Source organism: Shinella sp. OV683 (assembly GCF_057787725.1).
This window is the reverse complement of the sequence record NZ_CM173543.1, coordinates 1,511,186-1,534,539: the sequence shown is the minus strand read 5'-3', so window position 1 is coordinate 1,534,539 and position 23,354 is coordinate 1,511,186. Positions and strand designations below refer to the sequence as shown.

Here is a 23,354-nt window from a genome sequence, read left to right as displayed (position 1 = left end):
GCCTCAGGCGGCGGCTTTGTGCAGGAACGCGAGTTCCGTCATCCAATCCTTGGGATCCGGCTCGGTGCGCGAGGTCTTGTGAAAGATCGCCAAGCGGCAGCCGCGAAAGCCGCCTTGATCCAGGGCAGCGCATTCCCACTGGACGTTTGTCATATTGCCCCACCCGATCAGCAGGGTGTTGACGTCGGTGAGTTTTTCATAGTCCCCGCGCCAGGTGGTCGAGGTGAACATGCCGCCCGGCAGCACGCCTGAACGAATGGGCGAAGGCGCAACATGTTGCTTCTCGGTAAAGAATCCGAACTCCATGTCACCTTCGCCATTTTCATCGAACGCATTGTAACGCACGAACGCCGGCCCAAAATCCTGTATCCTCTGACCTTCGAGATAACCACGTATCTCCGACATGAAAAGCAAAGCCTGCTTCTCGATCTGCCGGCGAAACAGGCGTGAGCGGATTGCAAGGTAGGGCTGCTTTTTACGGCGGATTTTTACGGGCAAAGTCATCATGGCGGGTGAAGTCTCGTAGTCGGATAAGCATCAAGGGGGTAATCTGAAGGATGATCACATTTTTGTGATATATGGCTTCTCATGAAAAAAATAAAGTGTTTTTCAGAATATTAGCATAATTCTAAAAATGACACACAATTCCAACATGATAGATGAATTAAAATTGAAACTCAATACAAAAACTGTATGATTTTACACATAGATAGCTTATTTACTTGTACTTAATTGTATATATCCCGTTGAGAATACCTCGTGGCCGCCAAGCGAGAGGAAATACATATGTTTACTTCAGTATATTAGCATATTGCATCGCCTATAAATGCCCGGAAATGTGACAGGAATCGACTGAATATTATAGGCTTAAACCATTTTTGACGACAGTTCTTGCAATCGCGAGAAACCGCCTGGGATCGTTTGGCCAGTTCTCACGCAGTTGCCCTCATTTTATGCTCGCCGGCCGCAATCTTGCCCCGCCAGTCGACTTCCACGAGCCCCGCAGCCGCGAGCGGATCGAGCATTGTGCCTGAAACGATCGAGGCCAGCAGCCTGGGAATCGGTGGCAGCTTCGCTGTAGTGGCAACCAGGCGATCGCGAAATGCCGATATCAAATGCGAGTCGCTTTGATAGAATGGCGTGAAGATGCGCGACAGCGCCTGGAACAGGCGGACGTGATTGCGGCGCAGCCGGCAATAGGCGGTAGCAGCGTCGAGCACATCGGCATAACAGCCAAGAGCAAAGGCGAGTGCTGCGGCATCGAGCAGCGCCATGTTTGCCCCCTGCCCCAATTGCGGGCTGGTGCAATGGGCGGCGTCACCGATGAAAATGACCTTGCCGGCTGCGGGTCGCCTGAGCGTCCGGTGCTGGTAGCGCGCCAGGACCATATCGTCCCAGCTGTTGACCTGAGCGATCAGCGGCCCCATCTCCGGCCAATAGAAGAGCACCCTGCTCTTCCAGGCATTGAGCCCGCTTGCGTGCAGCGAAGAGGTCTCGCCGACCTTTTGACTCCAGAAGAATGCCAGCTTTTCCGGCGCCTTGGGCCCGGAACGTCCGATCGGCAGGGCACCAATCATCACTTCGGCGTGCTCATAGCGCTGCAGCAGCGCGTGGCGCTCGTAGGGAAACGACCCGACATCCAACGTCGCCCAATAGGCACCATAGGCCAGATCCAGCGCCTGCTCCTGCGGCAACAACTCTGCGACAAGCTGCGAACGAGTGCCGCTCGCATCGACAACGAGATCATAGGGGCCGGCCCGATCGCCGTCGGCAAGCTGCAACAGCGGTTGGGTCTCGATATCCGTGATGCCGGCAATCGTGGCGTTGGAGCGAACCGCAATGCCTTCTGCGCGGACGGAGGCATAAAGCGTGTCGAACAACGCCGCCCGCTGCACGGCAAGCCCGAACCGGCCATTCGGACCCGAAGCATATTTGACGTCGAGCACCGTCCGGCCGCTCTTGGTATCGGAGCCATGTAGCCGATCGATGCGATGGCCCAGCGCGAGGATCGTATCCAGCAGCCCGAGCGCCGCCAGCACCGTCAGCCCCGTCGGCTGCAGGATCAGCCCGGAGCCGATGGCTGCCGGCTCGGCGAAACGCTCGATGATTTCGACCCTGTGGCCGGCGCGATGGAGAAACAGCGCCGCAGCCAGCCCGGCGGGTCCGGCGCCGCAGATGGCGATATGCTTGACTGAACTTGTTGTTTTCAAGATGCCCCTCGAATTCAAACCATCGTGGCTCTTTCGAGGATACGCATCAAGACTCTAAATTATTTCCCCAAGCGCACGTCGATAACGTCGCACCGTCTCGGCCATGCCATGCTCCAGCGCATCGGCCGTCAAGCCGTGACCGATCGACACCTCGGCCAGTCGAGGAATACGGGCCGTAAGCGCCGGCAGGTTGGCGATCGTCAGGTCGTGGCCGGCATTGACGTCCAGACCGAGTGCCAGCGCACGGTCGGCGGTCTGGCCGAGAACCTCGACGATGCTTGCCGCCTCGGCAGGATCCGCGTAGCAGCTTCCATAAGGACCCGTATAAAGCTCGATCCGGTCGGCACCCGCGCCCTTGGCAATCTCAAGCCCTTCCTGGTCGCTGTCGCCCTCGGCAAACAGCGACACGCGCATGCCAGCCCGCTTCAGACGACCACAAACCTCGACCAAGCGGTCACGCTCCGCCTTGAAATCCCAGCCGTGATCGGATGTCGCCTGGCTCGGATCATCCGGCACCAAAGTCACCTGATCGGGAAGGTGTTTCTCGCAGAGCTTCAGGAAATCCTCGGACGGATAGCCCTCGATATTGAATTCACGCCCCGGAAATTCCGTCATGATCAGCGACTTCAGCGCCGGCACGTCGGTGAAGCGGACATGCCGCTCGTCGGGGCGAGGATGCACGGTGAGGCCCGCTGCGCCTGCGGTGAGCGCGATGCGGCCGAAGCCGACCACATCAGGCCATGGCAGTTCGCGCCGGTTGCGCAGCATGGCGATCGCATTGAGGTTCACGGAAAGTCTGGCGGGCATGGTGCGGTCCGATGATGCTTGATCTGAAATCTCAGTAAAGGATTGAAAAGACTGATGCCAGCGACATTTCGTCATGGACATATCGAGAATCGTGATTGATCGCGCGTTGCCGCACCTTCCGGACCCCCGCTGGTTGAAAATTGTAGTTACAATTGTTCTAAAATTCTCGTATAGGTACATGGTGAACCGCTAAAAACCCCTTTTTTGACGAATTCTGGCGAAATATTTTCGGATGATGTTGATTTGGAAGCGGTTTTAGCAAGAATAGAATTAGGGGAATTCAAGGACGACCGCTTTTGCCGGAAGTGGTCATCGTTTTGGCGGCAACGCCAGGGCGAGCAAAAACCGGCGGGAGCAGACGACCCGGAGCAATGGGGGCGCGCTGGCATGCATAGAAGTACGGACAATTCGCGACCGTCTTCATCGGGAGATTCCGAAAGTACGGGCGATGCCCAGTTCTTGCCCGGCGTGCCATTGCCGCAGAAAATTCCAACCAAACCCGTCGCCATCGCCGATATGGCCAACCTGTTCGGTGTCACCCATCGCACCCTGCACTTCTACGAGGAAAAGAAGCTTCTGCAGCCGAGCCGGATCGGTGCGATGCGGGTCTATAGTCCACGCCAGGTCAAGGTGATGGCGCTGATCAATCTCTGCCGTGAAACCGGCATGCCGGTACTTCAGATCCAGGACCTGTTGACCGAACTCAGCGAAGCCGGCAGCCAGCAGGAATGTGACGAGATTTTCCGGGCAGCACTGACTTCGCGCAAAAAGGAACTGATGTCGGATGAATCGCTGCTGCGCCGCCAGATGCAGCAGATCAGCGAAATCCTCAGCGACGGGTCCGACGAGAGCCTGCTTGAAGGCAACGATAACCGCCAACTGTCCACGCCGTTCCTCAGCGAGGCAGAGTTCCAATGCCTCAAGCTGATGGCAGAGGGCTATACACCAGTCCGCATCGCCAACACGCTGCGCAGGCCGTTCGAGGACATTCTCGCGACCGAAGCCAACATCGTCAAGAAATTCGGTTCCTCGAACCGCTTCCAGGCGGTTGCCAAGGCAGTCCTGCTCGGGTTGCTGGGGGATTAGCGAACGATCGTCAGCCGCTCGGCGGCGCGCGTCACCGCCGTATAGAGCCAACGCTCTCGGGTGTCGCGAAATGCCCACGCCTCGTCGAACAGCACCACGTTGTTCCATTGCGAACCCTGCGCCTTGTGCACCGTCAGCGCATAGCCGTAGTCGAATTCGTCGTAGCGCTTGCGCATGTTCCAGGGAATCTCGCCGTCGACATTTTCAAAGGCGGCCTTGAGCAGCTTGATCTTGGCCGCACCGCGATCCATGTCGTCGTCTTCCGGCCGGATCAGCAGGTTGATGCCGGGCTTGGTGGTTTCCTTTGAAGACGACATCACCTGCCAGAGCGAGCCGTTGAGCAGGCCCTTGACCTGGTCGTTGCGCAGGCAGACCAGCTTGTCGCCGGCCGCCGGATAGTCGTTGGGAAAGCCCTTGAGCTCGCGGAGCCGCTGGTTGTAGCGCTTGCGGGTCTTGTTGGTGCCGACCAGCACCTGGTCGGCCTCCAGCACCATTTCCTGTGTAACTTCATTGCGGGAAATCACCTGCGCGGTGCCGTAATCACCATGCATGATTTCCTTGCCCTCGCGGATATGCATGGCAAGCTGGATGATCGGGTTGTCGCGCGCCTGACGATGGATCTCGGTCAGCAGATAGTCCGGCTCCTGCTCGGTGAAGAAGCCACCACCCGAGACCGGCGGCAGCTGCCCGGGATCGCCGAGCACCAGCACCTTGGTACCGAAGCTGAGCAAATCCTTGCCGAGCGCCTCATCGACCATCGAGCACTCGTCGATGACGATCAGCGGCGCCTTGGCGACCGGGCTCTGCCTGTTGATGGAGAACATCGGCGTCATGTTGGTCTTGCCGGTGACCTCGTCGCTTACCTCTTCCTCGCCACGTGGGCGATAGATCAACGAATGGATCGTCTTGGCATTGGTCGCTCCCTTGGACCGCAGCACCTGCGCTGCCTTGCCCGTGAAGGCGGCAAACAACACCTCGCCATCGACATGGTCGGCAAAATACTTGGCGAGCGTCGTCTTGCCGGTGCCGGCATAGCCGAACAGCCGGAAAACCTGGCTCCTCGGCTCCTTGAGCCAGCGCGAAACGGCCTGGAGGGCCTCATCCTGTTGTGTCGAGAATTGCATGGCCGCACTCATGCAGGATTCGCGCGGCAAAACAAGGCAGCATGCCTCATTCGGCAGCTTTAGACGCTTACTTCAACTTCTGCGCATCTGGAAATTTCCACGTGCCGTCAAGGATCTCCGAACGTGGCCGATAGAGCCGCACGATATAGTTCCAGCCCTTGGCAATCGGCAGGCAGTTCGGAATCTTCCCGTCACACCCACCAAACTGCACGGTGATGGCGCCATCCCCTGCCTTCTGGCCGGTGATGTTGTTGATCGAATAGGAATCGTAAGGGTTTTTCTCGAAATAGCCCTGCGCATTGTAAACACTGATCGACCAGAATCCGTCCACCGGCACGTCCTTCACGGTGAGTGTTCGTGGATCGGTATCGTCATTGTTCGGCGGCGTGATCGTAAGATAAGTCGCGTCCTTTTCGGGATTGCCTCCCCAGGCCATAGCCGCTCCGATCAGCCGCCGCACGGGATCGACCTGATCCTTGCTACCGAACATCCCCCTGGAGTCGGGCAATGTCGTCCCCAGAACCAACAGGGCATCACGAACTTTCTTCTGGCTTTCCGGGTCCCAGCTCGGCACCTCGAACTTTCCGGAAGCGGCCTGCTCGACCTTGATTGCATCCTGCAGCGCGTGCACATCCGCCACGTCCTTGGGATCATTCGGATCGACCAATGTGCGCACCCCAGCCAGAAGGTAGCGCGTGCCGATTTCATCTCGTGTCAGCGTCACGCTGCCGGGCTTATAGACCACCATCGGCGTATACTGATCTTCGTTGATCACCTGCATGGACATGAAGCGTTTGCCTGCATCTGGCAGGGTCAGCGTCACCGGCCCGGCGTCAAGGTCGAAGACCGCACCGGAATAGAGCGTGTCTCGGTTCATCCTGATAACGGGTTGCTTCTCGACCCGCGTGGGCTCGCGATGATGAAAGAACTTGCCCGTGCCGCCCGCATCCTTTTGCGCATTGCCGAAATACAGGTCCGTTTCCGCTCGAATGAAATTATCGGCAGTAACGGGGACGGATTGAGCCGTTGCGCCGGTTGCGCCTGCAATTAGCGACAAGACGCCGACCAAGGCAGATAAATCGAAAGTCTTCATGACGTTTTCCTCACCTTATCCGCTCGACATCTGGCATTGTCCACTTCTTGTCGAAGAGGTCCTTAGTCGACGCGTAGAGCCGGAACATCAGCTCGAAACGGCGGTTGGGATCGGTCGGCACCCAGTTGGCCATTTTGCGGCTCCCCGATCCACCTGCGCAGGCTGGCCATTGGCCTCGCACCGCGATCATGCCCATTAGGGCGCTGATACGTGCGACGGGGGAAGTACGTTACGGTAAATTCGAACGTAACAAGCTGACCAAGCCGCGTTAAAGTACGCAAAACACCGCGATCTTGTTGCCGACGGGATCTCGAAGATAGCCGACATAAAAGTCCTCGGCGTAGTATTCGCGTATGCCCGGCGCACCCTCGTCGGTGCCGCCGGCAGCAATGCCCGCCGCATGCAAGCTCTGCACCATTTCGACGCTGAAAGCCCTGAAAGCCGGCATCATGCCATTGCCCGGCGTCGCTTTTTCACCATCGAACGGCCGCTGGATCCAGACCGTGCCCGGGCCATTATCCTTGTCAGCAACATCGGGAAGCGAAAAGCGGATCGACTCGCCGCTTTCTGCCCGCTCATAACCAAGCGGCAGCAGCACGGCTTCGTAGAAGCGCCCCGACGCGACGGGGTCGTTTGCACCAATGCTCAGATAGCTCAGCATATCGCCTCCTCTTTACCGCAGATGAAGATAACAGCATAAGTGCTGAAGTCTGTCAGGGGAAACAGCGTCGGGGTCACAGATGAACATTCTGATACTAGGTGCCACCGGCTTCATCGGCTCGGCAGTGGCGCGCCGGCTGGCAGCCGGCGGCCACTCGATAACCGGGCTAGGCCGCAATCCTGAGCGGGCGCGAAACCAGCTAAAGATCTTGAAGTGGTTGAAAGCCGATCTCAACAACCTTGTGCAACCCGCAGATTGGATTCAGCTTCTGCGTGATCAGCATGTGGTCGTCAATTGCGCCGGCGCCCTTCAGGACGGTCTGCACGACGACCTCGCCGCCAGCCAGGAACGCGCAATGCTGGCGCTCTATGCAGCAGCAAAGCAAGCGGGTATCGGCCTGATCGTGCAGGTTTCGGCCAACACTCACTCGGCGGGTTCGGACACTCCGTTCCTTGCGACCAAACGCCGAGCGGACGAAGCGCTGGCGGCGTCTGGCTTGCCACACGTGATCTTCCGCCCTGCCCTCGTCATCGGCCGCAACGCTTTTGGTGGCACGGCACTGCTGAGGGCACTGGCGTCCATCCCTGACGTCATCCCCCTGGCCTATCATGACAATACGGTGGCGACGGTATCGCTGGACGATGTCGCCGACTGCGTCGCCAAGGCGGTGTCGGGCGAAATCGTCGCCAATGGCGACTACGATCTCGCCTCGCCAAAACCGGAGACACTGGAAAGCCTCGTGCGCTTTCATCGCAGCTGGCTCGGTCTGCCGCCGGCCCCGGTGATACCGGTTCCTGCGCTGCTTGCGCGACCTGTCAGCTGGGTCGCCGATCGGCTGGGACAACTGGGCTGGCGCTCGCCGCTGCGGTCGACGGCGATGGCGGTGATGGCGGGCGGACTGACCATCCTCAGGCACCCTGCCGACCATATCTTCAGTTCCGCCGAACAGACGCTAGCCAATCACCCCGCCGGGATCCAGGACCTCTGGTTCGCCCGCCTTTACCTCGCCAAGCCGTTGGTCTTTTTGGTCCTGTCGATCTTTTGGCTGCTATCCGGACTGATCCCGCTGCTCGCCCCCCTGCGCGCCGCGGCCTTCATGGAACCTTTCATGCCGGCTGGCGTCGCGATCACTCTGACATTGCTGACCTGCGCCCTCGATATCAGCCTCGGACTCGCTGTGGCGTTCAGACCCTGGGCCCGACGATCGCTGATCGGCATGCTCGTGATATCCGCCGCCTATCTCCTCGGCGGCACGATGCTGGCACCTGGCCTATGGCTTGATCCGCTCGGCCCCTATGTAAAAGTCCTGCCGTCGATGATGTTGGCCCTGGTCGGCCTCGCCATCCTGGAGGAACGCTGATGCCGGAATGGGTGGATGTCCTCAGGCTTACCCATGTCATCGGCGCCACCGTGCTGTTCGGCACCGGCGCCGGCATCGCCTTCTTCATGGTCATGGTCCATCGGACGCGCGATCCCGCCCTGATCGCCCATGTCTCCGGAACCGTCGTGATTGCCGACACGCTGTTTACCGCGACCGCCGCGATCGTGCAGCCGATCACCGGCTATTTGCTGACACGCGAAATCGGCTGGTCGCTGGCGGAGGGTTGGATCGTGCTGTCGCTGGTGCTCTATGTGTTTACCGGCCTGTTCTGGCTGCCGGTCGTCCGCATACAGATCCAGATCAGGAATTTGGTTCGCACGGCAGTAGCCAACAACCAGCCGCTGCCACCGGATTATTTCAGGCTTTATCGCATCTGGTTCGCCTGCGGCTTTCCCGCCTTTTTCGCCGTCATCGGCATCATCTGGTTGATGCTGACCAAGCCCTACATTCCACTATTTTAGCATCGGCCAGAGCGACAGTACCAAAAGCACCGCCATCGAGATGTTGAACCATTTCAGCCGCACCGGATGGCTCAGCCATTCGCGCAGCACCGAGCCGAAGCCGGCCCAGACGCCCTGGCATGGGAAGGTCAGGACTGCGAAGGAGAAGGTGATGATGGATACAGTCAGGACCAGATGATCCGGATCGGCAAACGCCGCCATCGATGACACCGCCATCACCCAGGCCTTGGGATTGACCCACTGAAAGGCCGCAGCGGCCCATATTCCCATTGGAGAGGCGCTGCTGTTGCCATCCCCGAGCGATCGCGACATGCTGATCGAGTAGGCTATCCAGAGGAGATAGAGCCCGCCGGCAATCTTCAGCACGATGTACAGCACCGGCAGCGCCTTGAAAATCGCCCCCATGCCAAAGCCGACCGCGAGAAGCACGCTCGCAAACCCCACCTCGATGCCGAACATATGCGGGATCGTGCGACGGAAGCCGAAATTCACGCCTGACGCCAGCAGCATCATGTTGTTCGGCCCCGGCGTGACCGAGGTCGTGAATGCAAACAGCAAAAGGGACAAGAAAATTTCGAGTGACATGCAGACCTCCGATTAGGTCATTCATACTGACCTATCCCTCCTCGTCCAATGAATAGAAATGGCATTCGTCGCACGGAAATTGATTGAAGATCATTTGACCTCGCGTTGGGAGGCAATATGCTCCAATCATTGCAAGCGAGGTGAAATGTTCATGCAGGACGACCCGATTCCGACCATCATTTTTCCTAACGGCGTTGAAGTCCCGGCTCTCGGCCAGGGCACATGGAACATGGGCGAGAGCGCCAAGGAAGCAAAGCACGAGATCGAAAGCCTGCAGGCAGGCATCGATCTCGGCATGACACTGATCGACACGGCGGAAATGTATGCCGATGGCGGCGCCGAGAAGATCGTCGGCGAGGCGATCAAGGGACGACGCGATGGGCTCTTTTTGGTCAGCAAAGTCTATCCGTGGAATGCCAGCCGCAACGGCACGATCGAGGCCTGCGAGCGCAGCCTCTCGCGCATGGGTATCGACCATCTCGATCTCTACCTGTTGCATTGGCGCGGCAACTACCCCCTTGGCGAAACCATCGAGGCCTTCGAGGCTCTCAAGGCCTCCGGCAAGATCGGCGCCTGGGGCGTATCCAACTTTGACACCGACGACATGGAGGAACTGCTGGGTGTTCCGGCTGGCGGAAACGTCGCCACCAACCAGGTGCTCTACAATCTCTCCCGCCGCGGTCCGGAGTATGAGTTGCTGCCCTGGTGCCAGAAGCGCAACATCCCGCTGATGGCCTATTCGCCGATCGAGCAGGGCCAGCTTCTGCGCCACCATGAACTGATCCGCATCGCCAAGGCCTATCAGGCGACGCCGGCGCAGGTGGCGCTGGCCTTCCTGCTGGAGCGCGATGGCGTCATCCCCATTCCCAAGACATCGAGCAAGCTACGTGTCGCTGAAAACCGCGAATCCGTATCGCTTGAGATCACCGACGAGGACTGGGCCTCGCTCGATGCCGCCTTCCCGCCACCGGCGAGAAAGACGCCGCTGGAAATGATCTGAGATTTTTTCGGATCCGATGGAATAAATTCCCGACGCCATGTGTCTCATGGATAGCCGCACGAAATGGCTGTGGCATCACATCATAGGGAGACCAAAATGCGTATCCGAACTCTCGTTCCTCTCATGCTGCTGGCCAGCGCCTCGTTCGCCTTTGCCGAACCGCCGGTCAAGACCGTCAAGACGGAGAAAGGCAATGTGATCGCTGGCGAGAAGGGCATGACGCTCTACACCTTCAAGAAGGACAAGAAGGGAAAGTCGAACTGCAATGACGCCTGCGCCGAGGCATGGCCGCCTTTCATGGCTGCAAAAGGCGACAAGGCCGACGACGACTATACGATCATCAAGCGCAAGGATGGCTCGATGCAATGGGCATACTATGGCAAGCCTCTCTACTATTGGACGGAGGACAAGAAAGAGGGCGACGTGACAGGTGACGGCTTCAAGGGTGTTTGGGATGCCGCACGGCCCGAATAAGCCGCCACCTCGGGCGGAGGAGGCAAATGCGCCTCCGCCCGGCAGTTTCGAACGTGGACTGCTGACCCTCCTGCCCGACCTGCGCCGCTATTCGCGCAGCCTGACCCGTTCCGATGCCGACGGCGAAGACCTGCTGCAGGACAGTGTCGAGCGGGTGCTCGCCAGCCGTGCCGCATGGTCCGGCTCCAACCTGCGCGGCTGGGTCCTGACTATCATGACCAATCTCTATCGCAACGGCACGCGACGCGGACGGCGCTTTCCCGAAGTCGAGATCGGAGAGGCCGAGCATATCCAGGCAACAGACACGACGGGTGATCCGCTGGAACGCGCCCGTCTTGCACGCGCGCTCGATACGCTCAGCCCCGAGCATCGCGCCGTGCTGATGCTGGTGGTGATCGAAGGCTATGCCTATGCCGAAGTTGCCGCAATGCTCAAAGTGCCGCAGGGCACGGTCATGTCGCGGCTCGCCCGCGCCCGCGAACAACTCGGCAAGCAGCTTGCCGGGGATAACATCATACCGCTCTGGAGATCCGAATGAGTGACGAGGAAAAACCAGTCACCGCAAATGACCTGCACGCCTATGCCGACGGCCAACTGCCGGCCGGAGATTTAGCGCGCGTAGAGCAATGGCTCGATGACCATCCGGAAGATCGGGCCGAGGTGCTGGTATGGCAGGCACAGAACAGCGACATCAGGCGCATGTTTGCCCCTTATCAGCGCTCGCTGCCCAATGATGCCACCCTGCTGCACCTGACGCAGCATCCGGCATCCCGCCCGTGGCTGGCGCGCACTGCATTGGTCGCTGCCGGCATCTGCTTGTTTGCCGCTGGTGCCGTGACCGGGCACTGGATCCCCTCAACGGAAAAGGTCGAAATACAGCAGGCATCGCTGCATGACGAGGCCAATTCCGCCTTCCTGATCTATGCGAGCGAGGTCCGCCACCCCGTCGAGGTGCGCGCCGACGAGAAGGACCATCTCGTCACCTGGCTTGGCAAGCGCCTCGGCCACAAGTTTTCGGCACCCGACCTCTCAAGCCTCGGCTTCAGCCTGGTCGGCGGCCGGCTGGTACCGGTCAATGGCAAGGCGGGCGCGCTGTTGATGTATGAGGAGGCAAGCGGCAAGCGGCTGACCGTTCTTGTCGGACAGAGCGAGGAAGATGCCATCACCAGCTTCCGCTTCGCCGCCGACGGCCCCGTCGAGACCTTCTACTGGATCGACGACAACCTCTCCTACGCCGTCACGGGAGAAATCCCCCGCGACGTCCTGAGAAGCATCGCCGATATTTGCTATCAGCAGTTTGATACGTGAGGGATGCGTATGAAAGACCGCTTTGGCGGCCGTAGCGGGCCGACAGCTTTTGGGACAATCGCGTCGACAAGCCGCCATTCCGCTGACGACTCAAAGCCGATTTTCATCGACTAATCTTGATACTCAATAGTGAACATAGCGAACACCGGCACGAAGAATCAACTTATGGAATCGGGACAACGGACTTTGCCGCCGACGGTGTTGTGCCGCAGCACTGCCCACAGGCGCTTCTTGTCCCGGGCAGGCTGACGTTCGATCTCCCGCTCCGCCGCTTCGATGCCGCCCAAAGCCGCCAGCGCAACGATCAGGTTGCTGTTCTCCGGACCTTGTTCGAACAACATGGTCCGGATGACAGGTAAGATCGTGGCGGCGTCCGCTGATGCCCGGCAGGCGGCGTTAATGGCGTCTATGCGGATCATAATGTCCGCGGAACCCAGGCCTGCCAGCACTGCGGGCGTTGCATCCGCGCCAAGTCCGACAGCCGCTACAAGCAGCGGCGAAGTGTTGCGTGACAGGCGGTCCCGCACGATCGCAACCAGCGCCGCCGAGTGCGCCGACAGGAAGGCCTTGTCCTGTCTTTGCACCAGGTGCGCCAGTTGTCGGTCCTGGTCGTAGTATGGGTCACTCACCGGCCATGCCAACCGTGTCAGGATCGGTTCGGCCAGCAGCGTTACCATGTCTGAACGGCCTCGCCACAGCACATGCAGACCACCGATCCGCGACATCCGGCGGTCGAGCGTTACGGCGGACAATGTCGAACGGTCTTCATCGTCCGGGTCGACCTTGCCGGACCAGAACTTTTCCGTCCATTGGTTTACCGCATCCTGCACGTCACGATCGAAGCGATCCGCGCCGGGCTGGGCCAGGATCGACAACACTATGGTCCTGTCGGGTTGCAGCGGCCCGTCGGCAAGGGAGATCATCGCCTGGACCGGCATGTTGTCCCGTCGTTTCCCATCGGGAACGAGCGAGAAGCCGAGTTGGTCCATCAACGCCAGCAAGGGTTGCGTGTTGACGGTGCGGTGGTCCTTCGCGATGCCAGTCCCGCTGACCGTCGTCAGCAACCCGGCATAGGGAAAGATCATGAAGGGTGCTGACGCGCTGCCGATCGTCACTTCAGTGGTGCGCAGCAGAGGAATGTCCTCTCCCTGTCGTCTCTTCGAGACTTCCACCCGCCGGGCCAGTTTGACGGTGGTCAATGAGAATGTGGGGACCGAACGGTGGGCGAGTTCCCGCTCGCTGATACTGATGCCATCGGTCATGCCGATACCGCGCGCCGGGGTGATGCAAAGGCCGGCAATCCTGGCCTTTGTCGTCGATCGAAGTACATTGGCATGGCGGCTGTCGAAGGCTGTGGGACACCTAGCCATCGCCGCGAGCGAGTAGCTGACCACGATCGGCGGCTTGCCGTACATCGCATGGGCGATGACGGTCACGGTTGTGATCTGATGCGTCAGCAGCAGGTGCTGGCAGATTTCGTCGCAGGCCGCGTGCTCGACAGGATCGTCGCCCTTGCGGACAAAGGCCACCTGGTCGCGGATCAGCTCGATCCGCTCCGGCCTGCGTGGCAAGGGCTTGCGGAAGTCATCGGCGGTCAGTTCGAGCAGGGTCTGCTCGGCGCGCGGTGCGGCGATCCTGGCGGGTATGATGGCGAGCGCCGCTGCCGCCGTGACGCTGACGAGCGCCGCAAGCGACCAGTGAACACCACTCCTGTGCAGCAACAGTCCTGGTATCATCGCCGTGACGTAGAGCCAGATCGAGGGGATCAGCACTCCGAGCCCAAGGGTCAGAATGCCGACAAGGATCGCCAGCGGCGGAACTGCAACCATCAAGGCGGTTACTACGGTCAAGGCCGCATATGCGATAAAGAGGGTTCGGGCGACAATCATCCCGCAGAATTATGCATGCGATCATTAATTGTTCGCCAAGTCCAAGCCTGAAATTCTAATTGAACGTGGTGCTTTAAGCCCAAAACTGCGCTTCGAACGATGGTCCGCGTTGGAGTGGCGCGAAGAATGTCTGAAAATGGCGCACTAGCACAACCAGCATGGCACCCGCGATGTCCGCTTCCGGGCAGAGGCAAGTTTGCCGCAACGGCTGAAATTGGCGCAAAGCGGATGCAAAGGCGACGCTTTCGCGCCGCCTTCTTATGTGATCACATCCCCTGCGGGCCACGGTTCATGGCCGCAATACCCGTGCGGCAGACTTCGATCAGGCCGAGCGGCTGCATGATGGCGATGAACTGATCGATCTTCGACGACTTGCCGGTGATCTCGAAGACGAAATGGGTGACGGTCGCGTCGCTGACCTTGGCATGGAAAGCCTCGGCGAGCCGGAGGGCTTCCACGCGGTGATCGCCATTGCCGGCAACCTTCACCAGCGCTAGTTCCCGTTCGATCGGCCGTTCCTGGCCGAGGTCATGGGCGCGAACCGTGAGGTCGACAACGCGGTGTACCGGCACGATGCGCTCGAGCTGCGACTTGATCTGTTCGAGCACATGCGGCGTGCCGCGCGTCACGACCGTGATGCGCGACAGGTGCGATGCGTGTTCGGTCTCGGAGACCGTCAGGCTCTCGATGTTGTAGCCGCGGCCGGAAAACAGGCCGATCACCCGGGCAAGCACGCCCGGTTCGTTGTCGACGAGGATCGATAGCGTGTGGCTTTCGGCCAGCGCCGTGTCCTTGGAGATGAAGTAGGCCGAACCGGTCGGCTGAAGGTGTGCGGTCATTGGTATTTCACTCCCAAAATCCCGGGCAGGTTCCGGAAAAGTGTCCTTGCGGTTTTCCGACAAGAACCTGCCCTAAACAAAATCTCTAAGCTGCCGAAGCGTTGGCATGCCAACGCAGAGGCGGCTTAGACTAGCTGGCGGCCCTTGGCGTCGATTGCGTTGGCGACTGCATCATCGCTCGCCTCGTCCGGCAGCAACATCTCGTTATGTGCCTTGCCCGATGGGATCATCGGGAAGCAGTTGGCGAGATTGGCAACCCGGCAGTCGAACAGGACCGGCTTCTTGACGTCGATCATCTCCTGGATGGCCGCATCGAGATCGCCCGGCTTTTCGCAGCGAATGCCGTGGCCACCATAGGCCTCAGCCAGCTTGACGAAATCAGGCATCGCTTCGGTGTAGGAGTTCGACAGGCGATTGCCGTGCAACAGCTGCTGCCACTGGCGGACCATGCCCATATACTGGTTGTTGAGGATGAAGATCTTGATCGGCGCATTGTACTGCACGGCGCAGGACATTTCCTGCATCGTCATCTGCACGGATGCGTCACCGGCAATGTCGATGACCAGGCTGTCGGGATGGGCGATCTGCGCACCCAAAGCTGCCGGCAGGCCGTAGCCCATTGTGCCGAGGCCACCCGAGGTCATCCAGCGGTTCGGCTCGTCGAAATGGAAGAACTGCGCCGCCCACATCTGATGCTGGCCAACTTCGGTGGTGATGTAGGTGTCATGCTTCTTCGTCGCCTCATAAAGGCGTTCGATGGCATATTGCGGCATGATGACATCGTTGTTCATCGCATAGGCCAGCGAATTGCGGCCGCGCCAGCGATTGATCTGCTCCCACCAATCCTTCATCCGGCTCTTGTCGGCAGTCTTGGCAGTCGCACGCCAGATGCGCAGCATGTCTTCCATCACCGAGGCGCTGTCGCCGATGATCTTGACGTCCACCGGAACGTTCTTGTTGATCGAGGACGGATCGATGTCGATGTGGATCTTTTTGGAATGCGGCGAGAATGCATTCAGGCGGCCGGTGATGCGGTCGTCGAAGCGGGCACCGACACAGAGCATGACGTCGCAATCATGCATGGCCATGTTGGCTTCATAGGTACCGTGCATGCCCAGCATGCCCAGCCATGCCGGACCGGAAGCCGGATAGGCGCCCAGGCCCATCAGCGTCGACGTGATCGGCAGGCCGGTGACCTCGACCAGTTCGCGCAGCAGCTTGGCCGCCGTAGGGCCGGAATTGATGACGCCACCACCGGAATAGATGACGCCCTTCTTGGCGCCGGCCAGCAGTGCGACAGCCCTCTCGATTTCAGACAGGTCGCCCTGGATCTTCGGCTGGTAATGCGCTTCCATCGGGATCGCCGACGGCGGCTGGTAGGTACCGGTGGCGAACTGGACGTCTTTGGGAATGTCGACGAGGACCGGGCCCGGACGGCCAGACTGAGCAATACGGAAGGCTTCATGCAGAACCCGGGCGAGATCGTTGACGTCCTTGACCAGCCAGTTGTGCTTCGTGCAGGGCCGGGTGATGCCGACCGTGTCGCATTCCTGGAAGGCGTCGGAACCGATCAGGCTCGAAGGAACCTGGCCGGAGATGCAGACGAGTGGGATGGAATCCATCAAGGCGTCCTGCAGCGGCGTGACCGCGTTGGTCGCACCCGGACCCGACGTGACCAGCATCACGCCGACCTTGCCGGTCGACCGGGCATAACCTTCGGCCGCGTGACCGGCGCCCTGCTCGTGGCGGACGAGGATGTGCTGGACGTCTTCCTGCTGGAAGATCTCGTCGTAGATTGGCAGCACCGCACCACCGGGATAGCCGAATATGTGCTTGACGCCGTTGTCCTTGAGCGCACGTAGGACCATCTCGGCCCCCGTCATCCGCATATCATCTTTGCCCGTCATTTTTAGAGTTCCTTCCCTTCGATTTCCGCGCACATAGCAAGTTATAGGGCATAAAAAAAGGCCCCCGGAGGAGCCTCGTCTAGCGCATGGGAGCTTTCGCCGGATGGTTACACCATCCTGCCCATGCGCCTACCCACCACAAGAATGCTTGCAAATTTAATCATGGGCGGAACTGTTAATAGGAAATGCGGCAATCGTCAATCAGAAAAATTTCATAGCAATTCCCACATATTGCGCTGTTTTCAGGTGATTTTGTGGGAACCCACACGGGGGCGCTTGACTTTCCATACGTGTAGGCAATTGTCATTCAGGAGAAACAAATACACATGGCACCTGAAAGTAGCATTATAGACCGCATCTACGAAGCCGCTCTCATGCCAGAGCTGTGGGTTGCGATGCTCGACGAGCTCTCGGCCATTGCCGATGCAGAAGGTGCACTATTGCACTCAACCCGCGATTATCGGGCAAACCGCACCATATCAACGCAGGGCGCCGAGGAACTCATGGTCAAAGCCCGGGAGGGTGATTGGTGGAGCCGCAACACCCGCGGTGAAGTACTGATGGGCCTTTCCCCCAACGAATTCCATTCGGACGCCGATCACTACACATCAGAGCAAATGGAAAAGGACCCGATCTATCGCGATCTCCTCTGGCCGACCGGGCTGGGCTATGCGGTCGCCAACCATATTCCCCTACCCAATGACGACATCCTGATCCTGTCGATCGAGAAGGCTCGCAGCAAAGGCCCGGTAGCAAAGGAAGCGGTAGACCGATTGACTGCGCTTCGCCCTCATATCGCCCGCTCGGCGATGCTCGCCTCGCGCCTGGCGTTCGAACGAACTCAAAGTGCCAACGAGGCTTTGGGCATGACCGGCCTGCCGTCCGCTGCGGTCGATGAGCGAGGCCGGGTGATCGATTGCAATGGGCAGTTTGCCGAATTGACCGACCAGATCGCGATCCAGTCCAATGACAGGCTCAGGCTGCTCAACGACAGTGCCAACCGGTTGCTCGACGAATGCCTGTCGGCGTTCCGCTCCGCCGACCATAGCGTCCGGCTCGCCAACCGGTCGCTGGCACTGCCGCGCGCAGCAGATCGCAACGCCGCGGTCCTGCATCTCATGCCGGTCAAGGGGCGTGCCCGCGACCTGTTCACCAAGGCCGCCTTCTTCGTGATTCTCACGCCGATCGACGTCGCCAAGCAAGCACCGACCGCGCTGATCCGCGGCCTCTTTGACCTCACCACCATGGAAGCGCGCGTCGCACAGGCGATCGCCGGCGGCAAGGACATTGGCGGCATTGCACTGGCCTTCGGCATATCGCGCGAAACCGTGCGCCAGCATCTCAAGAACATCTTCGCCAAGACCGGCTTCTCGCGCCAGACCGACCTCGCGGCCGCCATCTCGCTTGTCAGATCGATGGATTGACACCATCTCTGGCAGAGCACGGGGCTTTTTCACCCCGCTGACATTGTGATAAGCACGCTGATGGCCAAACCGAACGAACATCTCTCAGAGGACTGCCGGGCAGTTGCTCATATCCTGTCGCGCGTCGGCGACAAGTGGACGATCTTGCTTCTGCAGCAGCTCGGCGACAAACCTTTGCGCTTCAAGGAGCTGCATCGTGCCGTCCCCGGCATCTCCCAGCGTATGCTGACCGTCACCGTCCGCAATCTCGAGCGAGACGGGCTGATCATCCGCACCGTCTATCCGACCATTCCGCCACGTGTGGATTACGAACTGTCACCGCTGGGCCGCTCGCTGAAAACCGCCGTCGATCCTATCGGCCAATGGGTGATGCAAAACCGCGACGGCATCGAAGCATCGCAAAGCGCCTTCGACTCGTCGGACAGGTAGCCCGGCTTCCAATACTTACCTTTGTGTGCGTCACTTCCCAAAAAGTGCCGTCTTGTCAGCTCCTTTGGTTACTCCTAGTTCATTGCTTACCATTCGTAAGCATAGGAGCAAACATGACTGGCAAACCCAAAATCGGCGTTATCATCGGCACAACGCGGGCGGCACGTTTCGCCGACAATCCGACCAACTGGCTGATGAAGATCGCAGCGGCGCGCAACGATGCCGAATTCGAAGTCGTCGACCTCCGCGATTATCCCCTGCCCTTCTTCGAGGAGAACGGCTCGCCCTTTTACGTGCCGGTTCAGAACGAAGTCGCCAAGAATTGGGCTGCGAAGATGGCAAGCCTCGACGGCTATGTCTTCATCACCGCCGAATACAATCACTCGGTCAGCGGTGTGCTCAAGAACGCGCTCGACTATGCCTATGCCGAGTATAACCGCAAGCCCGCAAGCTTCGTCGCCTATGGCGGTTCGGGCGGCGCACGGGCGGTGGAACATCTGCGCGGCATCCTGGCCGAGCTGCAGGTCGCCTCGCTGAAATACCCCGTCCACATCGGCATGGCCGAAATGCTCGGCATCATGCGCGAGGGCAAGACGATGGCCGATTTCGGCTATCTGGATGAAGGCGCGGCCAAGATGCTCGACGAGCTCGTCTGGTGGACCAATGCACTGAAGGCAGCGCGCGAAGCTTAAGTTTCGACATACATCACAGGCCGGCAACTCGCCGCCGGCCTGTGTCATTTCGATACATTAGCAAAGAAAGGAGAATGTTAACTCGGCACAGATATTGTGGGCGTTCGAATGCAATCGGAGCCGCGTTTTGTATAGCAAGGATTTGCAGAATTCTCCCAATGCGGGCCTGCAGGAACGGCGCAAGATCGAGCAGCCGGAAACCCGCTCCCTCGGCCATGTCATTGCCTGCGACGGCAGCAAGGCGATCATCTCATCGAGCATCGTCGGTAGCGATGCCGAAATGTTGAGCGACTGGTCGGTCGGGCGTCTGGTGACGATCGTTGTCGGTGTAAACCGCGTAGTGGCGCTCACAAGGTCGATCCATGCAACGGCTCCGCTCTGGGCGGAAGACAAGCCGAACGCCTTCCAGGTTGAACTGGAACTGATGGGTGAGGTCAGGCAGTTACCCGACGGCACGGAGAAGTTTTCCTCGGGCATTTCAGCCTATCCCTATCTCGGCGCCCATGCCCATCATATCAGGTCCTCGGATCTCATCCGCATCTACGATCACGGCAAGACCGAGACTCGTGTCATCGGCCGGCTGAGCCAGGAAGAAAGCATCGAGGCGGCGATCCATATGCCCTCGATGCTGTCGAAGCACTTTGCCGTCGTCGGCAGCACCGGTTCGGGCAAATCGACCGCCGTGTCGCTGCTGCTGCGTGAGGCGATTGCCTCCAATCCGCGCCTGCGCGTGCTGATCCTCGATCCGCACAACGAATTCGCCGCCGCCTTCCCGGACCACGCGGTGGTGATCGATACCGACAATCTCGACCTGCCCTTCTGGCTGTTTAGGCTCGACGAGTTCGCCGAGGTGCTCTTCCGCGGCCGGCCGCCGGTGGCTGACGAAATCGATGCGCTGCGTGACTTGATTCCGGAAGCCAAGAAATCCTTCCGCGGCACGGAACAAGGTGCCGGCCGCCGGCTCAGCGAACGCAACGGCTTGACTGCCGACACGCCGGTTCCATACCGCATTGCCGATTTGATGGCACTGATCGACGAGCGCATCGGCAAGCTCGACGGCCGCAATGAAAAGCCTTACCTGAGAGCATTGAAACTTCGCCTCACCGCGGCGATCAGCGATCCCCGCTATCGCTTCATGTTCTCGTCCAATACGATCTCCGATACGATCGCCGAGACCGTGGCCTTCATCTTCCGCATTCCCGGCGGCGACCGGCCGATCAGCACGTTCCAATTGGCCGGCATCCCGTCCGAAGTCGTCAATTCCGTCGCCTCCGTACTCTGCCGCATGGCCTTCGAGGTCTCGCTCTGGAGCAAGGGCGCGATCCAGATCCTCGTCGTCTGCGAAGAAGCGCACCGCTACGTGCCGGCCGATCCCTCGCTCGGCTTCTTCCCGACCCGCCAGGCCATCGCCCGCATCGCCAAGGAGGGCCGTAAATACGGCTGCTCACTGGGGATCATCACCCAGCGCCCCAATGAACTCGACCAGACCATCCTCTCGCAGTGCTCGACGGTGTTCGCACTGCGCCTCTCCAACGACCGCGACCAGGAGATCATCGCCAAGGCGCTGCCCAATTCGTCGGCTTCGGCATTGAGCTTTATTTCCTCGCTGGCCAATGGCGAAGCGATCGCCTTCGGCGAAGCCGTACCGGTGCCGATGCGTCTGCGGTTCAACCGCGTCAAGGAAAGCCTGCTCCCGAGCGCGCACGGCGCCGAGGTAAACAGCACCGATTTCGATCCCGGCACTATCAATCTTTCGACGATCATCGACAGGATGCGTACCAGCGGCGGTCCAGACATTTCCGATTTCCAGAGCCGTGTCTCGGCCGTTGAAGCGTCCGTGTTTCAAGCCGTGCTTGGCAGCCACCCCGACAGCGCCACTCCGGTCGAGCCTACTACTGCGCATACAGACATCCTGCCGCAGCGCGAAACGCTTGAACCGTATAATCCAGGGATGTTGCCGGGTCTTGCCCGCAATGGCATGGAACATGATACCAGAATCGATCGCTATAGCGCGCTGCTCGGACGCGAGCGCGAAAATACCGGTTCCGACCAGACGCATCTCCCTTCCTCCGACCACTTGAGTCCCGAACGCCAGTTGCGCCGCGAAAGCCTGCTCAAGAAGCCGCTCGACACGCTCTTCAAGCGATAGAGCGCCGTTTCAAAGACGCTTCCAGCTCTCATCCATCTGGTTGCGGAACCAGGTCATCTGCCGTTTGGCATATTGCCGTGTGGCGGCGGAGGCCTTTTCGATCACCTCGTCTTTAGACATCTCGCCGCGCAGCATGGCGGCAATCTGCGGTACGCCTATCGCCTTCATCACCGGCATGGCCGGATCGAGATCGAGAGTCCGCAACGCCCGCACCTCCTCGACTGCGCCCATGTCGAGCATCTTGGCAAACCGCCGGTTGATGCGATCGTGCAGCACGGCGCGATCCGGCTCGACAATGAGCTTTTCTGCGCGATCCGGCGAGATGACCGCCCTGCCTGCGGCGGCCTGCAGATCGACGATCGACCGGCCGCTCGCCTCCATCACCTCCAGCGCCCGCACGATGCGCTGCCCATCGGCAGGTTCGAGGATGCTGGCTGCCTTGGCATCGATGCTCTGAAGCTCGCCGTACAATGCACCGGGGCCTTCTGCGACAAGACGACTGCGCCATTTCTCTCGTATTGCATCGGGGATATCCGGCATGTCAGAGAGGCCACCCGTCAGCGCCTTGAAGTAAAGCCCGGTTCCGCCGACAAACACAGGCATGCGCCCGCGCGCGCTCACATCTGTGACCACTCGCTCGGCGCTGCGCAGCCATTCACCTGTCGAATATTTGGCGCTCGCCTGCACCGTTCCGTAGAGATGGTGCGGTATGCCGTCCATATCCCGCTCGAAAGGCCGCGCCGTCAGCACATGCAAGGTGTCGTAGACCTGCATGCTGTCGGCATTGATCACCTCGCCATTATGCTTTTGCGCCATCTCCACCGCGAGAGCAGACTTGCCGCTGGCCGTCGGCCCGGTTATCAGGATCGCGTCCATTCCATTCCCCAAGGATATCCTTATGGCCCTCGTTGCCACGCTTATAGCCAATCCGTCAAATCCAGTTCTCACGGTCGCGCTCGCCGAGAAGGCCGCCGCCGCCATCAATGCCTCCGGTCTCTACTGGCTGGCAGACGGCATCGCCGCGGATATCGCCATCCGTGACGACATGACCGAGGGCGATGCGGAGGCTGCACTTCGGGCAGCGCTGGACGGGAAACCGATCGATGTCGTGGTCCAGGAGGCCGAACTGCGCCGCAAGAAACTACTGATCGCCGACATGGATTCCACCATGATCGACCAGGAATGCATCGACGAACTCGCCGCGGAAGTCGGCCTCAAGGACCAGGTCTCGCAGATCACCGCGCGCGCCATGAACGGCGAGATTGCCTTCGAGCCTGCTTTGCGCGAGCGTGTCGCATTGCTGAAGGGCCTGCCGACATCGGTCGTCGGCGAGGTCATCGAAAAGCGCATCACGCTGACGCCGGGCGGTATCGAGCTCGTCCGCACCATGAAGGCCAAGGGATATTTCACCGCCTTGGTGTCCGGCGGCTTCACTGTGTTCACCGGCCCCGTGGCTGAAATGATCGGCTTCGACGTCAACCGCGCCAACATCCTGCTCGAAGAAGACGGCAAACTGGTTGGCGAGGTCGCCGAACCTATTCTAGGCAAGCAGGCAAAAGTCGACGCGCTCGTCGCCTTCGCCGAGATGCTGGGCATCACGCCGCAGGATGCCATTGCCGTTGGTGACGGCGCCAATGATCTTGGCATGATCCATCTGGCAGGCTCGGGCGTTGCCCTGCATGCCAAGCCTGCCGTCGCAGCGGAAGCTAAAATGCGCATCAACCATGGCGACCTGACAGCGCTCCTCTACATCCAGGGATACCGGAAGAGCGATTTCGTGACTGCGTAGCTGTACGTACATTTTTGTATGTACATTTTAGAGAGTGTGGTACACT

At 59.8% G+C, this 23,354-nt stretch carries 24 protein-coding genes; 12 read left to right on the top strand and 12 right to left on the bottom strand.

The features are described 5' to 3' along the window. Positions 1-3: 3 nt before the first annotated feature. The 3 genes from ACXHRN_RS07340 to ACXHRN_RS07330 form a co-directional block, all read right to left on the bottom strand. The gene (locus tag ACXHRN_RS07340) at positions 4-507 is read right to left on the bottom strand and encodes a GyrI-like domain-containing protein (RefSeq protein WP_488640671.1); all 504 of its coding nucleotides are present in this window, start codon (positions 505-507) and stop codon (positions 4-6) included. A gap of 425 nt (positions 508-932) precedes the next feature. Further along, complete coding sequence (locus tag ACXHRN_RS07335; RefSeq protein ID WP_488640670.1) at positions 933-2,210, bottom strand: FAD-dependent oxidoreductase; 1,278 nt, start codon at positions 2,208-2,210, stop codon at positions 933-935. 54 nt (positions 2,211-2,264) lie between these two features. Beyond that, the gene (locus ACXHRN_RS07330) at positions 2,265-3,017 is read right to left on the bottom strand and encodes a pyridoxine 5'-phosphate synthase (RefSeq protein ID WP_488640669.1); all 753 of its coding nucleotides are present in this window, start codon (positions 3,015-3,017) and stop codon (positions 2,265-2,267) included. A gap of 387 nt (positions 3,018-3,404) precedes the next feature. Between ACXHRN_RS07330 and ACXHRN_RS07325 the strand changes: the two genes are divergently transcribed. Further along, positions 3,405-4,103 (top strand): MerR family transcriptional regulator, encoded by a 699-nt coding sequence (locus ACXHRN_RS07325; protein WP_488640668.1) that lies wholly within the window; start codon positions 3,405-3,407, stop codon positions 4,101-4,103. Here the strand turns inward: ACXHRN_RS07325 and ACXHRN_RS07320 are convergent. The 4 genes from ACXHRN_RS07320 to ACXHRN_RS07305 all read right to left on the bottom strand — a co-directional run bounded on the left by ACXHRN_RS07320 (position 4,100) and on the right by ACXHRN_RS07305 (position 6,981). Further along, complete coding sequence (locus ACXHRN_RS07320; protein WP_488640667.1) at positions 4,100-5,227, bottom strand: ATP-dependent DNA helicase; 1,128 nt, start codon at positions 5,225-5,227, stop codon at positions 4,100-4,102. The genes ACXHRN_RS07325 and ACXHRN_RS07320 overlap by 4 nt on opposite strands. A gap of 67 nt (positions 5,228-5,294) precedes the next feature. Beyond that, positions 5,295-6,320 carry a DUF1254 domain-containing protein gene (locus ACXHRN_RS07315; RefSeq protein WP_488640666.1) on the bottom strand — a complete coding sequence of 342 codons (1,026 nt, stop codon included), beginning with the start codon at positions 6,318-6,320 and terminating at the stop codon, positions 5,295-5,297. Between the two features lie 10 nt (positions 6,321-6,330). Continuing rightward, positions 6,331-6,453 carry a hypothetical protein gene (locus ACXHRN_RS07310; RefSeq protein WP_488640665.1) on the bottom strand — a complete coding sequence of 41 codons (123 nt, stop codon included), beginning with the start codon at positions 6,451-6,453 and terminating at the stop codon, positions 6,331-6,333. Positions 6,454-6,588: 135 nt separating this feature from the next. Further along, positions 6,589-6,981, bottom strand: coding sequence for a VOC family protein (locus ACXHRN_RS07305; RefSeq protein ID WP_488640664.1), 393 nt, complete (start codon positions 6,979-6,981; stop codon positions 6,589-6,591). Between the two features lie 79 nt (positions 6,982-7,060). Between ACXHRN_RS07305 and ACXHRN_RS07300 the strand changes: the two genes are divergently transcribed. Continuing rightward, the gene (locus ACXHRN_RS07300) at positions 7,061-8,341 is read left to right on the top strand and encodes an NAD(P)H-binding protein (RefSeq protein WP_488640663.1); all 1,281 of its coding nucleotides are present in this window, start codon (positions 7,061-7,063) and stop codon (positions 8,339-8,341) included. Beyond that, a complete protein-coding gene (locus tag ACXHRN_RS07295) occupies positions 8,341-8,823 on the top strand; it encodes a DUF2269 family protein (RefSeq protein ID WP_488640662.1) in 483 nt (160 codons plus the stop codon). The genes ACXHRN_RS07300 and ACXHRN_RS07295 overlap by 1 nt, the downstream gene beginning before the upstream one ends. Here ACXHRN_RS07295 and ACXHRN_RS07290 read toward each other — a convergent pair. Further along, on the bottom strand, positions 8,815-9,408 hold the full coding sequence (locus ACXHRN_RS07290; protein WP_488640661.1) for a LysE family translocator: 594 nt from the start codon (positions 9,406-9,408) through the stop codon (positions 8,815-8,817). The genes ACXHRN_RS07295 and ACXHRN_RS07290 overlap by 9 nt on opposite strands. Positions 9,409-9,559: 151 nt before the next feature. On the opposite strand from ACXHRN_RS07290, the gene ACXHRN_RS07285 reads away from it, so the two are divergent. From ACXHRN_RS07285 to ACXHRN_RS07270, 4 genes are all read left to right on the top strand, one after another. Further along, positions 9,560-10,408 carry an aldo/keto reductase gene (locus tag ACXHRN_RS07285; RefSeq protein WP_488640660.1) on the top strand — a complete coding sequence of 283 codons (849 nt, stop codon included), beginning with the start codon at positions 9,560-9,562 and terminating at the stop codon, positions 10,406-10,408. Between the two features lie 96 nt (positions 10,409-10,504). Further along, on the top strand, positions 10,505-10,882 hold the full coding sequence (locus ACXHRN_RS07280; RefSeq protein WP_488640659.1) for a COG4315 family predicted lipoprotein: 378 nt from the start codon (positions 10,505-10,507) through the stop codon (positions 10,880-10,882). Continuing rightward, positions 10,863-11,420 (top strand): RNA polymerase sigma factor, encoded by a 558-nt coding sequence (locus tag ACXHRN_RS07275; protein WP_488640658.1) that lies wholly within the window; start codon positions 10,863-10,865, stop codon positions 11,418-11,420. Before ACXHRN_RS07280 ends, ACXHRN_RS07275 begins: the two co-directional genes overlap by 20 nt. Next, positions 11,417-12,190 carry an anti-sigma factor family protein gene (locus tag ACXHRN_RS07270; RefSeq protein WP_488640657.1) on the top strand — a complete coding sequence of 258 codons (774 nt, stop codon included), beginning with the start codon at positions 11,417-11,419 and terminating at the stop codon, positions 12,188-12,190. The genes ACXHRN_RS07275 and ACXHRN_RS07270 overlap by 4 nt, the downstream gene beginning before the upstream one ends. A gap of 158 nt (positions 12,191-12,348) precedes the next feature. On the opposite strand, the gene ACXHRN_RS07265 is transcribed toward ACXHRN_RS07270, so the two are convergent. The 3 genes from ACXHRN_RS07265 to ACXHRN_RS07255 all read right to left on the bottom strand — a co-directional run bounded on the left by ACXHRN_RS07265 (position 12,349) and on the right by ACXHRN_RS07255 (position 16,825). Beyond that, positions 12,349-14,040 (bottom strand): hypothetical protein, encoded by a 1,692-nt coding sequence (locus tag ACXHRN_RS07265; RefSeq protein WP_488640656.1) that lies wholly within the window; start codon positions 14,038-14,040, stop codon positions 12,349-12,351. Positions 14,041-14,345: 305 nt separating this feature from the next. Further along, on the bottom strand, positions 14,346-14,918 hold the full coding sequence (ilvN, locus tag ACXHRN_RS07260) for an acetolactate synthase small subunit (protein ID WP_488640655.1): 573 nt from the start codon (positions 14,916-14,918) through the stop codon (positions 14,346-14,348). A 125-nt stretch (positions 14,919-15,043) separates the two neighbouring features. Beyond that, positions 15,044-16,825, bottom strand: coding sequence for an acetolactate synthase 3 large subunit (locus ACXHRN_RS07255; RefSeq protein WP_488640654.1), 1,782 nt, complete (start codon positions 16,823-16,825; stop codon positions 15,044-15,046). A 326-nt stretch (positions 16,826-17,151) separates the two neighbouring features. Between ACXHRN_RS07255 and ACXHRN_RS07250 the strand changes: the two genes are divergently transcribed. The 4 genes from ACXHRN_RS07250 (at position 17,152) to ACXHRN_RS07235 (ending at position 21,519) form a co-directional block, all read left to right on the top strand. Beyond that, positions 17,152-18,249: a helix-turn-helix transcriptional regulator gene (locus ACXHRN_RS07250; RefSeq protein ID WP_488640653.1), complete on the top strand. Its 1,098-nt coding sequence runs from the start codon at positions 17,152-17,154 to the stop codon at positions 18,247-18,249. A 60-nt stretch (positions 18,250-18,309) separates the two neighbouring features. Further along, on the top strand, positions 18,310-18,678 hold the full coding sequence (locus tag ACXHRN_RS07245) for a winged helix-turn-helix transcriptional regulator (RefSeq protein ID WP_488640652.1): 369 nt from the start codon (positions 18,310-18,312) through the stop codon (positions 18,676-18,678). Between the two features lie 113 nt (positions 18,679-18,791). Then, positions 18,792-19,370: an NADPH-dependent FMN reductase gene (locus tag ACXHRN_RS07240; RefSeq protein ID WP_488640651.1), complete on the top strand. Its 579-nt coding sequence runs from the start codon at positions 18,792-18,794 to the stop codon at positions 19,368-19,370. Between the two features lie 127 nt (positions 19,371-19,497). Beyond that, complete coding sequence (locus ACXHRN_RS07235) at positions 19,498-21,519, top strand: ATP-binding protein (protein ID WP_488640650.1); 2,022 nt, start codon at positions 19,498-19,500, stop codon at positions 21,517-21,519. Between the two features lie 9 nt (positions 21,520-21,528). Here ACXHRN_RS07235 and miaA read toward each other — a convergent pair whose 3' ends face one another. Then, positions 21,529-22,395 carry a tRNA (adenosine(37)-N6)-dimethylallyltransferase MiaA gene (miaA, locus tag ACXHRN_RS07230; protein WP_488640649.1) on the bottom strand — a complete coding sequence of 289 codons (867 nt, stop codon included), beginning with the start codon at positions 22,393-22,395 and terminating at the stop codon, positions 21,529-21,531. Between the two features lie 22 nt (positions 22,396-22,417). Here miaA and serB point away from each other — a divergent pair, with 22 nt between their 5' ends. After that, positions 22,418-23,308 carry a phosphoserine phosphatase SerB gene (gene serB, locus ACXHRN_RS07225; RefSeq protein ID WP_488640648.1) on the top strand — a complete coding sequence of 297 codons (891 nt, stop codon included), beginning with the start codon at positions 22,418-22,420 and terminating at the stop codon, positions 23,306-23,308. The last annotated feature ends 46 nt before the right edge of the window (positions 23,309-23,354 follow it).